Origin of the sequence: Exiguobacterium sp. UBA6282 (genome assembly GCF_002440475.1) — a bacterium.
Taxonomy (GTDB): Bacteria; Bacillota; Bacilli; order Exiguobacteriales; family Exiguobacteriaceae; genus Exiguobacterium_A.
On sequence record NZ_DJUM01000027.1, the window covers coordinates 26,148 to 38,800 of the forward strand.

Consider the following 12,653-nt stretch of genomic DNA (forward strand, 5'->3'; position numbering starts at 1 on the left):
TGTAGATGCGTCTACATGTAGACGTGTTTGGACTGATCAGTTTTTAGTGCTATTTTGTCCTAAAAAAAGAGACTCTCAGCAGAGTCTCTTTTATGATTTACGTGTTTTCATCATCATGATGTCTTTAAGAATTTGGTATTCTTTTTTCTGATCACTCGCCATGCCTTCGACATAGTCGTCAATGAACGTCGAAATGACCGCGTCAACTGACTCTCCCATTCCCATCGTAACCAGGGCAGCCAATTGATTTTTAGTGTTTGTTGACACACGAACGGTTGTACTTCCATTTGTCACTGATCGTTGTGTTGTCTTTTTACGCTTGGATTGAGTTGCTTCTTCTTTTGATTCAATTGGGTTACTCTCAACTACTGCGTCTTCCGGAGAATAAGTCTTCTGTGGTGTAGCCACTGATTTCCGCTCAAGTAGACGCTTTCTTTGAGGTTGGTTTTGATTATTCGCCATTCTTTATTCCACCTCTTGTTCTGCATAAGCTAATTCATACTCAAGTCGTGATAAAAATTCATTAGCTACTGAATCATATGTGTTCATGACACGACGATCGTGCATATCATCTTCTTTAATTCCTTCGACATCATAACGCTTTAAGCGTTCCATATTTTTAATGACCCCTTCGAACAAGTTGTTCTCTCCAAAGATTTCTTTTGCACTCTCGAGAGTTGCAAGATCAACTGCTGCTCCATTTTTCAGAAGAACAGGTAAAATGCCTAGAACATCAAAGTCCGTGTCATAGTCATTTAACAGGTCCTGAAGGTATTGTGTAAAGACTTCAGCCCCTTGTAGACTACGTTCTTGCGTTTGTAAGACAACCACAACAAAGTTCGATGCATAGAGAGCGGCGTCGGTGTAAATAGAGATCGTGGGTGGCACATCAATAAAGATGAAGTCAAAATCATCTTTCAATGGCTCAAGTAATGTCGAGAGATATGTAATACGATCGACTTCATTCTCAAATTTTTTCTCAAGAAATTTAGGATATTGAGCGAAATCGCTGAAAGAAGGGAGTAGATAAAGATTACTCTTAATCTCAGTAACGATCTTGCTTAAGTCACCTTCTTGCATTGCAGCCATTAAAGTTTGTTCAAACGTAAAGACTTCATCTTCAAGCATTGATTTGGTCTTTAAAAACAGTGCCGTGGCATTTGCTTGCGGATCCTGATCGCATAGTAGGACACGATAACCCTTTTTGGCAAGTGCGTAAGCTAACATCGTACTATTTGTCGTTTTACCAGTGCCACCTTTAAAGTTCCCGAACGTGACCGTGATTGCTTTGCGTTGAGACAAATCTAGTTTTGTCGCCATGATCATTACTCCTTTTGTCACTTGATACCTAAAAGGATATCAACATTTATTACTCGCGTCTACATGTAGATTTAAAACAAAAACACCTTTTCAGAATCAAGCATTTACTATATTTATAAAAAAACAATACAATTAATTACATTTATAATTAATAATGTAATTAATTGTATTGAATACTTACACTTTAGGAGAGAAAAAAGAATGAATCAACCAACAAATCCACCACCTGATTCCGAACAACAAGTAACGAGAAAAACTAACTCTTATTTTGGGTTTAGGTTAATGTATGTTCTTATTGCTTGGGTAGCACTCGGGCCTGCTTTATTAGAAAGTACGACAAAATATACTTTAATTTGTCCTGCACTTTTATTTTTACTTCCTTTTTGTTTCGATTATCATAACCCGTTGAGAGCAAGTAAAAAAGAATCACGTCGCTGCGAAATCACATTTTGGGCTATTGTGTTTGCGATAACTATCTTGATTTGTCTGTTTATTTCTAGCTATAGCTTTAATTTAATAAGTGATTTAATAGAAAACTTGACTTTTAAAACAACTCTTTGGCTTGCTTGTTTGTCATTAGTAGGTGTAGCAGGTTTTGACTTTGTTGTAATGAGCTCTCCTATTGAAAGAGCATTGCAATCTCGAGTAGCAGAAATAAGTGCAGGAAAAAATGAGACTACAATTCCCCAAAAACGGGTAAATGTAACTTCAGGACCTAAAAAAAGTAAAAGAAAAGGGAGAAGATAATCATATGAATAATTTCATAGTGACTTTACTTTCAGCTTTTCTTATCTTGTATTTCTCTGTTTCTCTTGGTACGATCGTAAAGTTTTCAAACAACAATATTGCTTTTGAAGGAATATTATTGAAAATTTTTGCGTTTTTAACGCTTCCTTTCTTAGTTATCTTCTTATTCATCAGTGGTGCTAGAAAGAGTAAAAAATATAGTTATTTTAAACTTATGAAATTAGCGATTTCAAATTACCCGATACATGTAGCTATGATCAGTACAATGCTTTTACTAGAAGTCACTAAAAGTACTAATAAAGTTGCAGATAAGCAAACTTCAAATGCATCAAAAGTTACATCGGTTGATGAATTGAATAAACGAAAACGTGAAAAAGAACTCCAAAGAATAAAAAAAGAAATTACAAGACAAGAGAGCACACATTTAAATAATGAATTAGCAGCATTTTCAAATATGGTAAAAGAAGAGTCAAAACTAAGCACAACAATAATAAAAAAATATATCTATCTAAAAGATACGAAAGAAAAAGCAACAGTGCATTAAACTTATTTTCAGGACACCTTGATGTTATTCAAGGTGTCCTTTTTGATATTCTATTAATTAACAATTATATTTCCATTAATATTCTTTATACATCCAAAGTAGTGATATTACTTACAATAATAACGATAGTATCTGTAACATTTACGACATATTAAAATATAAGTTGAATTAACTGAATAATCTGCTATATTCTAACTATCAACAGGAAGACATTGTCATAAAGTAGTTCTCGAAGGAAAGGAGCATGTATATGTACCGATTCGGAGAGTGGTTACGACGTGAACGTCTCGAACATGGATGGAGTCAGGTAGAGTTAGCTGAAAAGACATACGGAGAAGTATCACAGGCAGCCATAAGCGCCTATGAGCGGAATCGTTCACTTCCTTCTATCCTGGATGTCCAAATCCTTGCGACAGCCTGTGAACAGACATTAGGATCCATTCCCTGGGATGAGTTCGACTTCAGGATGGAGAAGAAGAGAAACTGGTCCAACCTAAAGCAAGAACGCTTCGATCTAGCAGAACTGCCACTTGCGGACTCCGTCCGTACGTTTGACGGTAAGACCTATCAGCTGCACGGACGAATTGCGATCGAACAAGAGAGCCAGGAGACTCAAGAAATCGCACAACTCTATTATCGGATCCGGACCGTCGTCGGGGAGAACCAAATCATCGCAAAACGGAAGCATCCGGATGACGAACTGATTCACGTCTCACGTCGCAGACTGGTCCATCACTGAGACCCTCATGTGCATCTACCTACTTATGAAGCCTGCAAACGATTAAGAAGAGGAATTGATGACCGTAGCAGCATATCGCTAAGGACAGTCTTTCCAATCATATATTGGCGTGTCCCTCACGAGTGACCGGGTGAGCGGGATATACGCAGAAATGGTTTGGCGAGAGTCGCCTAAAACTCGCCCACAGGTCACGTATTCGTTGAGGGTCATCGAAAAACCCTAGACAGATGTCCGGTGCCGGATATCAGAGTTCGTGGGAGAACGTGCTCTAAACCCACCGACCTGCTAGACTCCGACTGTCCTTAAGGATGTGCTGCTGCGCATCGACCTCAAGGAAGGAGTGTATGTTATGCCGACACGTGAACAGAAACAAAACAAGACCTTTGCCGAGAAGTTGCTCCGGATCCAAGGGAAAGACTATGAGGAGTGGCTCGACGCTCAGCATCAACTCGTCATCCAAGAGAACCAGGAACTCATCTTAGAGGCGCTCGACTCGAAACTGAACTTCACATCACCTGCAGCCACTTCACGAGATTGAGAGGAGGAAAACAGATGGGATTGAATGAGACAGGACTTAGTTTATTAAATTTCTTTCAAGGACTCGCCGTCATTTCGGCAGCGATTTCTTTCGTAGTTGCTGGTTATTACTTCATTTTCGGGGGAGATCGCGGACGATCGAAGGCAGTCGGTTGGCTCATCGGTGGTGCCGTCGGTCTGATCATCATCACGGGCGCCGTCACGCTGGCTGAAATGGTCAACGACAACATCAAATTCTAATTGAATAAGTGATTGAACAGACCGTCATTCCAAATTGGATGGCTTTTTTTATTGCCTGCGTTACGATGTCTCGCTTCAAAGGAGGAGAATATATGCTCTTCATCCGTTTCACGGATATACCGAAAGAAGCCTTTCCGAACTATGAACGTCTCCCGTATGAGGAGGCGCTTTTATTATCGACGCAAGTTCATCAAGAAGCCCAGCAAGCGAACGAACGGTTTGCGAGCGAGTTCCGGATTTTTGATGATGCTGACCGACTCGTCTACAAAGGGACGTTCCAGTTCGGTGACCCGACCTATCCGAATCTTTATTTGCAGCTGAAAGACCGGATCCCACGCATTCGAATCCGAAAGGAGGATGCGACGAAAAAGATTCTGTTGCTCGAGAACTTGGAACGTTTGACGCCGGAATCCTACAAGACGATGATGACGTCAGCGATTCAGCAACAGCCGGATGCGACACACGTCTCCCGCTTACGTCGCGGGCAACGTCGTCTCGTCTATGGCGTCAGCGGTATCAGCCTGCTGCTTCTCGGTGCGCTATCCATCGTCCAACTCGTGCAGCCGGCTCCACCGAGCGGCGTCCAAGCGGAAACGTCAGATTGGCAACCGTTGTATGAAGCAGCGTTGACGGGAGAGACGGGTCCACTCGTCGAACGACTCGAAAAACGAAAGTCGTTGAACGATGAACAACAGCAATTCCTGATTACGCAGTATGTCGAAGAACAGGACTACGACCAAGCGGTCTCCGTGACGAAGGATCCAATCGATGTCGAGACGATTATCATGCAGTCGAAACGATTCGCGACCAATCGTCAGGATACGCTACAAGCCTTCCAAGCGGTTTATCCGACTGATGAAGGAACGTTCGACCTCGCCATCCTACAGAAAGACTATAGACGTGCCGTCTCGCTTACGGGCGTAGAGATGACGACAGCCCGTAAGGAAGCCAAAACACGTGCCTACATCGCATTGAAAGATGTGACGAAGGCTCAAGAAAGCGTCAAGACGATCAACGACGAGCAATTAAAGAAGCAAGTAGCAACACTCGTCCAACTGGACGAAGAGATTCAAGCACTCGAGGATCAAAAGCGCCAGTTATCAGAGAAAAAAGATAAGAAAGAACTCGAAAAGCTGAATGCGTCGCTCGAAGCGAAGCAACGACAAGCTTCTTCACTTCTTTAATGAAAGTGTGGTGACTGAAATAATGATGAACTTCTCACTTCGTTCTCTCGTTACCTCCGCTTGGCTGTGGCGATGTCTCACCTTTTTGATCGCTTTACCCATTGTATTGTTCTTAGTACTCAATGTGGCGTTTCAGTTCCTGCAGCAGACAATCCAAAATCTCTTCCAGGACGGGAAGTTGACGACCGGCTCTCCGATTCAGTACGAATCGAGTTGGTGGACGACACTCGCTTGGTCGACCTCCATCGCTTTCGCTTTGTTCGGTGTCTGCTTCCTCTTAGGAGGATTTCTCTTATTAAAGTATTGGCTCAACTTCCGTGATCTCAAGGCTGCACAGAAAGGAAGTGCCCGCTTCACGACGTTTCAAGAGCTGAAACAGCAGTATCGGGACGTACCGGATCGTAAGGAGACCTACAGCGGATCCGGAGGTGTTCCGGTCGGGCGCTATCGTGATCGCCTCTACATCGATGACAGTGCTGTCAACAATCTTGTCATCGGGACGACTCGTTCCGGGAAAGGTGAGACGTTCGTCTTCTCGACGATTGATCTCTACAGTCGTGCCGAACGCCAAGCGAGTCTGATCATCAATGATCCGAAGGGTGAACTATTCGCCGCATCTAAAGAAACACTCGAAGCACGTGGGTATCAGGTCGAGGTCCTGAACCTGATGAATCCATCGCAATCAATGTCCTACAACCTGTTACAGCTGACGATCGACGCTTATTTGGACGAGAACTACTCTCTCGCCCAACAGTATGCCCGTTCGGTCGCCTATATGCTTTACCATGACCCGAAGGCAAAGGATCCGTTCTGGAGCAACTCATCGACGGACCTTTGTACCGCCTTGATTCTCGGATTATGCGAACAAGCAAAACATGAACCGGAGAAGATCACGATGTATAACGTCGCTTTGATGTTATCCGATCTCGGCTCACGCACAGTCATCGATGGAATGGGACAGGAACAATCGGCACTCGATGCCTTCTTCGCATCGTTTCCGGAGAATCATCCGGCACGTATGCAATACGCGACACTGCACTTCTCCGGTGGGCAGACGCGCGCGAGCATCCTCGCCAATACCAACGCCAAGCTCGGGATCTTTACGCTTGATGCGACGGCACGTTTGACGGCACAGAACTCCCTTGATATGAAATTGATTGGTTTCAATCGTTGGATTCGTGGACGTGCCCTTCCCTTGTCACGGTTGACGTTCTACTTTCCAAGCGGGAAACAACTCGCCTTGACGACGGATGACGACGGAAGTTTTGTACTCCATCACGAAGAAAACCTCGAAGTGGATACTGATATCACCGTAGAAAGTGAAGGACAGCAGTACATCGTGTCACTCTCAGGTCAGAGAGACGAGACGGACGGTCTCTTCGACTGGACGACGGATGCACCGATTGACATCCGGGAGATTCGACAGCATCCGCGCCCCGTCGCCGTGTTCCTGATTGTTCCGGATTACGATCCGACGCTGAACGTCATCGCCTCGCTGTACGTTAAGCAAGTCTATACCTCCCTCGCTCGCGTCGCCTCGCAAGCGACGAGCGGACGTTGTGAACGCCAGGTCATCTTCCTACTCGACGAATTTGGGAACATGCCAGCGATTGAAGGGATGGCGAACATCATCACCGTCTGTCTCGGTCGGAACATTCGTTTCAACCTCGTCATCCAGTCCTACGCACAACTCGAGAACCTCTACGGAGAGGATTGGAAAACAATTGACGGAAACTGCGGAAACACGCACTACCTACTGACAGCAGATGAGTCGACGGCAGAATTGATTTCGAAGAAGCTCGGGGAGCAGACGATTGTCACGAAATCACGTTCCGGACAGACGTTCTCGCTCTCAAAGTCGAAGACAGAGAGTGTCGATGGTCGACGCTTGCTGACGGCAACCGAGGTGATGGGACTGAAGGAAGGCGAGATGTTGATTATCCGTGTCATCAAGCGACAAGACAAACAACAGAATCGGATCCAGTCTTATCCCCTGTTCCTGACCGGACGGACGGCGATGAAATACCGCTATGAATACTTGGCGGATGACTTCAACACGGACCGTTCCATCAACGACCTCGTCATTCCCTGTGCACATGCGCATCTCGACCTGAATACGCTTCGTGTCTCCTTTCATCTCGGCGCCTCAGTTGCCTCCAAGATTAATGAGACAGATGAGGAGAGAACAAATGAAACAGAATGGCGCGTTTGCGATGTCCTGCAGCCGAAAATCCTGCGCTCGATCTTCGAGACGACAGAATACGATACGTTACCGATTGATCTGTTCGAACAAGGCATCCTAGATAAGACAATTCCTGTGACCGACAACCAGCGCCATTTCTTGAAGACGATCATCAGCAAACGACTCGAGAAACTTCGTCATGGCGTCTAAGGAGGGCATCAAATGACAGAACTGACACGCACGGAACGCGTCCAGCGTGAACTTCGCGTCATCGCAACCATCATCAAGGAGAATAAAAAGCGTCTCCGCCGCGGTGAAGTCTTGAATATCCAGACCCGGGACGGATTCCTCGTCGTATTTGAGGAAGAAGACCCAGACTCAGGCGACCGAAAAACTGTTACGCTTATAGACACATTCGATTTCCGGGTTCACGTCAGTAATGGTGATTTAACGGATCCGGAACAGGTGTCATCATAGGAAAAGGGGTGGAGGCATGCAAGCGAAACGAGTACTCTCCGGACTATTGATTTCCTCTGCGTTACTTTTGGTCGGTTGTAGTGAAGAAACGTCGAAGAATACATTAACTCAGATAAAAGATTCTGAAGTTGATAAGATGATGAATGGTAAAAAAGACGGTATTTTATTAGTCGTAAAAGAAACTGATGGAGAATTCGAGAGTTACGTCAATAAGATTAAAAATATCTCTGAAGAAAAGAACACATCAGTAAAGATGTACAATACATTCCAACCTGATGGAAAAGAATTAGTTAATAGAGATACTTTCGAATACACATCCGAATTAAAAGGAGAGCGTCTGTACTTCATTAAGGATGGTAAAGTACAAGACGAATTAAATATTAATGTTCTTACTGGAACTCAACTGAACGATGAAGTCGAAAAATTTATTGATCAGAACAGTTAATAAGGAGTGAATCTTATGACAGATTCCGAGCTAATTTCAAAGTTCAAAGACCTTGAGGATGTTTTTAATCTCAGTAATCTTGTAAATGATGCGCTAAGGACTGTTGGATGGATATTAGTTCGGGGACTTGCTGTCATAATTGATGGATTGGAAGAAGTAACGAACACTATCCTGTTAACAAAGACATTCTTTAATAATCCAGAAGTGGTTGAATTCGTTCAGACGATTCAACCTTTTTTGTACGTTCTTTTAGCTGGTAGCTTTTTATTTACAGGCTATCTGATCATTTTCCAAAAGAAATTTGACCGTGAAGGATTCTTGATCAATTTATTTATCACACTATTAATTCTTGGGTTACTTTCCCCGACCATGATAAAAGTGAATGATTTTTCTGATGAAGCGATTGCTCAAACTAAGTCCAGCGATCTGTATAGCGAAAATGACTCTACGATTTCAAATAAAATTTTGCTTCAGAACATTCATGACTTAGTACTCTACGACAAAAAAGAATTCAAAGTAGCTGATCAGAAAGAAAAAATGAACAACATTCCTGAATCGTTAGTAAAAAACCTGAGAGTCAATGAGGTATTTAATCAAAATGATTTTTCACTATCTGACACAGGAGTTAAACTTTCTGAGAGTTTTGTAATATGGGATGGACAAAAGGCTGTGTTAGGCGAACTTGATCAAAGCGGTGTTGAATGGAACAACCAGTACTACTATCGCTATCATCCGAACTGGCTGACGATCCTTGTCACGCTTGGCGTGATGGGCTTCACTCTTTTCTCGATTGCCTACAAGCTGGCTCGACTTTCGTTCGAGTTGGCTTTTAATTATGTTTTAGCGATTTTAGTCGCCCCTGCTGACTTACACAGCGGACAAAAGACGAAGAAGGTCATTCAAAGCATCCTGAATACATTCCTCGTCATTATCTTGATTTTCGTCTCGATCAAGCTCTACACGATTGGGACGGCTTATCTTGCTGATACACTCGATGGTCTTGCCTATTTGATCGCATTGATTGCTTTCTCTGCTGCCTTGATTGATGGACCGAACATGGTCGAACGCCTCTTCGGGATCGATGCGGGTCTGAAACGCGGGTGGGGTGTCGCACTTGGTGCGTATGCTGTTGGGAAAGGTACGGCAAAAGTCGGAGCTCGTGTCGCTGGACAGACGATAAAGAGGACATCACGCCCTACTCCATCCGCCTCAGAAGCTGCTAGCACAAAGTTACCACCGAATCCTCCATCAGGTGGTGGCACACCGACGGGGCGTCCGGATCGTTCGTCCGATAGTGTGCCAATACGTTCGCAAGCACCAGAGCGCACTTCACAATTAACCGGACAAGAGAACCAACGCATTGAATCNNACATGAATTCGGAGAGTCCGACTGCAACAACATCAAAAGAGTCCATGCCACGTCGTTTGGACGATGTCTCACCACAATCACTTGCGACTACTCCGCCATCATCGCAAACACCTGTTGCACAATCGAAGGTGCCCGATGGATCGATGAAGGAACAACCAGCTACATCACCTAATGCGTTCACTATCTCTGAAACAACTGTCGCATCACAGCCTACTTCATCGTCGAAACAACCCATTGGATCTCGTGCACCTAGTCCGACTTCTGTTCACTCAGGATCAACATCTGACATGAAACCTAATGTACTTGCACATTCTTCTAACACACCTGAAGACGAAACACCTACTATCTCCTCTTCAGGAGCGAGCAATTCTTCACCTTCTATCAATGAGTCGCAAGAGACATCATCCGGAACACAGCGGCAACGAAAGTCGATCTATCAGACACTCGAGACCACGACACAAAAAGAACTCAAGCATGTCGAACAAACACAGACACGCGTGACGTCAGAATCTTCCCGTATGTACTCGACCGATGTCCCGCGTCTAGACCCGAAAAAGGAGTGAGACCATGCAACAGCGCCAGTACCGGATTCCGAACGAAGTCACGACCGAGCTGAAGATCAATAAGATGCTCTATCTCTATGATTTACTGTTTCTCGTCGCTTTGATCATCGTCCGGTTGATTGCCCTGCCGTTCATCCCGGACGCCTTACATCTTCCATTCACATTCTTCCTGGTCGCGTTCGGACTCTTCCTCGTCATCCGCCCAACGACGAATCCAGAGAAACGGATGATTCACGTGCTCTATTACGCGCTGATGAAGAAGAAAGACACGTATATCGCATTGACAGACGGTAAGGACGGATCGAAAGGAGCGTGATGGCATGAGTTTATCGGAAGAGAAACGATCTAAAACAATTCCGACGACAGACATTACTTGGCTCGATGAGATGCAATTGACGACACCTCCAACACGGAAGGAAAAACGCATCCGGATCCCGCCTTCTGTCGCCTCTCTGCTACCAATCATTGATGCCACGGCGCTCGATGGGTTCGAGATGCAGGACGGGACATTCTGCGACATCATTCAGCTGACTTCAAAGGATATCTACGGGTTGTCCGAGACGGAGAAGGACCATGATATCTTCTCCCTCGCCTATCTGTTGCAGGCATATATTCATCCGTTGAAGGTGATTCCGCTCAATACACCGCTTAATTTGGAGAAACAGAAACAGCGCATCGAACGACAGCTTCGGCAAAATCAAAACGCCGCCTATCATCCGTTTTTGCAAAAGAAGAAGCAAGAATTGATCTACCTCGAGGAGCATCGCACCAATCGCGATTATCTCCTCTTTTTTTATGCCCCGGATGAGGCAATGTTGCGGGAACGGAAGTATCAATTGACGAAACTGCTTCGACGCAGCAACCCGATGGTCGAACTGACGCTCGAGCAGAAAATCAATGTGTTGTTCCAGCTACACAACCCGAATACAAAACCGACCCAGGACGGAAAGGAGTGATGGTGTCATGTGGCGTACACGTTTTTTACGAAAGCAAGACCCGGAAACAATCAAACAACAAGACGGCTACAATCCGACATTCGTCCAAGCGATTCAACCGCAAGGCGGACTCCGCTTCGAGCCGAACTATGTACGGACCGGCGACGGTTATCTTGCCTGCCTCCATGTCTATAAGTATCAATCGACCGTCTACGATTTCTGGCTCGAACCGATCCTCAACCTCCCCGGCGTCCTGACGACGCTCGACATCGGGACGGCGGACAAACGGGAGATGATCCGGACCATCAACAAATCGATGGCCGAGCAGAATACGCGCTTCGAAAATGCGAAAGATAATGTCGACCGGATTGATGCGCGGGAGACGTATAAGGAATTGAACGAACTCTACGAACAGATCACGCAAGGTGAGACGATGAAGTATCTGCATCTCCGTCTCTACGTTAAAGCGAAGACAGTCGACACACTCGAACGCCAAGTCCAGGACGTGATGGAGGAACTGGAGGCACGGAACTTCCGCGCAACTGTCTTCCTGAACGAACAGGAATGGGAATGGCAGAGCCTGTTCCTCAGCTACGAGCAACAGCAAAAACTACCGAATCGTCGTCGCGGCAAAGAGATTCCGTCGCTCTCGATCGCGGGCGGTTATCCATTCCACTTCACGGCGCTACAGGATCCGACTGGGACCTACTACGGGACGACGGATACGAACGGGAGTGTCATCTTCGACTTGTTCCATAAGGACAAACAACGGAAGTTCTACAACGCCTTGATGATCGGCAAGATGGGCTCCGGGAAGTCAACGTTGCTCAAGAAGACGGTCCTCGATCAAGCGATCAAAGGGAATCACGTCCGCATCTTGGACGTGACAGGTGAGTTCTCTGACCTCGTCCGACAACTGGGCGGAAAGGAAATCGCGCTCGACGGTTCCGCGGGACGGATCAATCCGCTCCATGTCTATAAGACAGTGACGCACGCCGACGGTTCGGCGGATGAGGCGCTCTCGTTCATGCAACATTTATCGAAGATTGCGGTCTTCTATCACTACATCAATCCAGCAGCGACGCAAGAAGAAGCGAACGAGTTCGAGATCCTGCTCCGACAGCTCTATCTTGAGAAGGGACTGTGGAACGAGGACGGTGACGCGCCGATCACGACGCACCCAGCAAACACTTATCCGGTCTTCTCTGACTTCTTAGCGCTCGTCCGCTCTGAATTGTATGCGGACGATTCGCGGACGACGATCCGCGAGACGATCAGTACGAACCGTGTCCGCCGTCTTGAGAACATCGAGCTCGCGATCACGAACCTCGTTCACAACTACGGCAACATCTTCGACGGACATTCCTCGAT

At 45.6% G+C, this 12,653-nt stretch carries 14 protein-coding genes and 1 pseudogene; 13 read left to right on the forward strand and 2 right to left on the reverse strand.

The genetic code is table 11. The features are described 5' to 3' along the window. Positions 1-90: 90 nt before the first annotated feature. Together B2751_RS08560 and B2751_RS08565 are read right to left on the reverse strand one after the other, a co-directional pair. Entirely contained in the window at positions 91-462 is a 372-nt protein-coding gene (locus tag B2751_RS08560; protein ID WP_290774276.1) for a DUF5388 domain-containing protein, read from the reverse strand. Between the two features lie 3 nt (positions 463-465). Further along, positions 466-1,320: a ParA family protein gene (locus B2751_RS08565; RefSeq protein ID WP_064506574.1), complete on the reverse strand. Its 855-nt coding sequence runs from the start codon at positions 1,318-1,320 to the stop codon at positions 466-468. 201 nt (positions 1,321-1,521) lie between these two features. On the opposite strand from B2751_RS08565, the gene B2751_RS08570 reads away from it, so the two are divergent. The 13 genes and pseudogenes from B2751_RS08570 to B2751_RS08625 form a co-directional block, all read left to right on the forward strand. Then, positions 1,522-2,067 (forward strand): hypothetical protein, encoded by a 546-nt coding sequence (locus tag B2751_RS08570; RefSeq protein ID WP_290774278.1) that lies wholly within the window; start codon positions 1,522-1,524, stop codon positions 2,065-2,067. A 4-nt stretch (positions 2,068-2,071) separates the two neighbouring features. Next, a complete protein-coding gene (locus tag B2751_RS08575) occupies positions 2,072-2,611 on the forward strand; it encodes a hypothetical protein (RefSeq protein ID WP_290774280.1) in 540 nt (179 codons plus the stop codon). A gap of 250 nt (positions 2,612-2,861) precedes the next feature. Beyond that, on the forward strand, positions 2,862-3,350 hold the full coding sequence (locus B2751_RS08580) for a helix-turn-helix domain-containing protein (protein ID WP_290774282.1): 489 nt from the start codon (positions 2,862-2,864) through the stop codon (positions 3,348-3,350). Between the two features lie 349 nt (positions 3,351-3,699). Continuing rightward, positions 3,700-3,888, forward strand: coding sequence for a hypothetical protein (locus tag B2751_RS08585; RefSeq protein ID WP_290774284.1), 189 nt, complete (start codon positions 3,700-3,702; stop codon positions 3,886-3,888). 14 nt (positions 3,889-3,902) lie between these two features. Further along, the gene (locus tag B2751_RS08590; RefSeq protein ID WP_058266036.1) at positions 3,903-4,127 is read left to right on the forward strand and encodes a hypothetical protein; all 225 of its coding nucleotides are present in this window, start codon (positions 3,903-3,905) and stop codon (positions 4,125-4,127) included. Between the two features lie 92 nt (positions 4,128-4,219). Next, complete coding sequence (locus B2751_RS08595; RefSeq protein ID WP_290774285.1) at positions 4,220-5,311, forward strand: hypothetical protein; 1,092 nt, start codon at positions 4,220-4,222, stop codon at positions 5,309-5,311. A gap of 22 nt (positions 5,312-5,333) precedes the next feature. Beyond that, positions 5,334-7,703 carry a VirD4-like conjugal transfer protein, CD1115 family gene (locus tag B2751_RS08600; protein ID WP_290774287.1) on the forward strand — a complete coding sequence of 790 codons (2,370 nt, stop codon included), beginning with the start codon at positions 5,334-5,336 and terminating at the stop codon, positions 7,701-7,703. 12 nt (positions 7,704-7,715) lie between these two features. Beyond that, on the forward strand, positions 7,716-7,970 hold the full coding sequence (locus tag B2751_RS08605) for a hypothetical protein (RefSeq protein WP_133208770.1): 255 nt from the start codon (positions 7,716-7,718) through the stop codon (positions 7,968-7,970). Between the two features lie 16 nt (positions 7,971-7,986). Next, positions 7,987-8,415 (forward strand): hypothetical protein, encoded by a 429-nt coding sequence (locus B2751_RS08610; protein WP_119924056.1) that lies wholly within the window; start codon positions 7,987-7,989, stop codon positions 8,413-8,415. Positions 8,416-8,430: 15 nt separating this feature from the next. Beyond that, positions 8,431-10,347, forward strand: coding sequence for a pLS20_p028 family conjugation system transmembrane protein (locus B2751_RS15225; RefSeq protein WP_349679890.1), 1,917 nt, complete (start codon positions 8,431-8,433; stop codon positions 10,345-10,347). Positions 10,348-10,351: 4 nt separating this feature from the next. Beyond that, positions 10,352-10,663, forward strand: coding sequence for a DUF5592 family protein (locus tag B2751_RS08615; RefSeq protein ID WP_029343412.1), 312 nt, complete (start codon positions 10,352-10,354; stop codon positions 10,661-10,663). Positions 10,664-10,667: 4 nt separating this feature from the next. Further along, on the forward strand, positions 10,668-11,303 hold the full coding sequence (locus tag B2751_RS08620; protein ID WP_215085643.1) for a hypothetical protein: 636 nt from the start codon (positions 10,668-10,670) through the stop codon (positions 11,301-11,303). 7 nt (positions 11,304-11,310) lie between these two features. Then, positions 11,311-12,653 (forward strand): annotated as a pseudogene (locus B2751_RS08625) (type IV secretion system protein VirB4); the annotation flags it as partial.

Coding starts and splice junctions, on each gene's coding strand:
- B2751_RS08610 (WP_119924056.1), top strand. CDS start 7,987: ATGCAAGCGAAACGAGTACTCTCCGGACTATTGATTTCCTCTGCGTTA.
- B2751_RS08600 (WP_290774287.1), top strand. CDS start 5,334: ATGATGAACTTCTCACTTCGTTCTCTCGTTACCTCCGCTTGGCTGTGG.
- B2751_RS08570 (WP_290774278.1), top strand. CDS start 1,522: ATGAATCAACCAACAAATCCACCACCTGATTCCGAACAACAAGTAACG.
- B2751_RS08560 (WP_290774276.1), bottom strand. CDS start 462: ATGGCGAATAATCAAAACCAACCTCAAAGAAAGCGTCTACTTGAGCGG.
- B2751_RS08580 (WP_290774282.1), top strand. CDS start 2,862: ATGTACCGATTCGGAGAGTGGTTACGACGTGAACGTCTCGAACATGGA.
- B2751_RS08595 (WP_290774285.1), top strand. CDS start 4,220: ATGCTCTTCATCCGTTTCACGGATATACCGAAAGAAGCCTTTCCGAAC.
- B2751_RS08590 (WP_058266036.1), top strand. CDS start 3,903: ATGGGATTGAATGAGACAGGACTTAGTTTATTAAATTTCTTTCAAGGA.
- B2751_RS08605 (WP_133208770.1), top strand. CDS start 7,716: ATGACAGAACTGACACGCACGGAACGCGTCCAGCGTGAACTTCGCGTC.
- B2751_RS08615 (WP_029343412.1), top strand. CDS start 10,352: ATGCAACAGCGCCAGTACCGGATTCCGAACGAAGTCACGACCGAGCTG.
- B2751_RS08585 (WP_290774284.1), top strand. CDS start 3,700: ATGCCGACACGTGAACAGAAACAAAACAAGACCTTTGCCGAGAAGTTG.
- B2751_RS08620 (WP_215085643.1), top strand. CDS start 10,668: ATGAGTTTATCGGAAGAGAAACGATCTAAAACAATTCCGACGACAGAC.
- B2751_RS08575 (WP_290774280.1), top strand. CDS start 2,072: ATGAATAATTTCATAGTGACTTTACTTTCAGCTTTTCTTATCTTGTAT.
- B2751_RS08565 (WP_064506574.1), bottom strand. CDS start 1,320: ATGGCGACAAAACTAGATTTGTCTCAACGCAAAGCAATCACGGTCACG.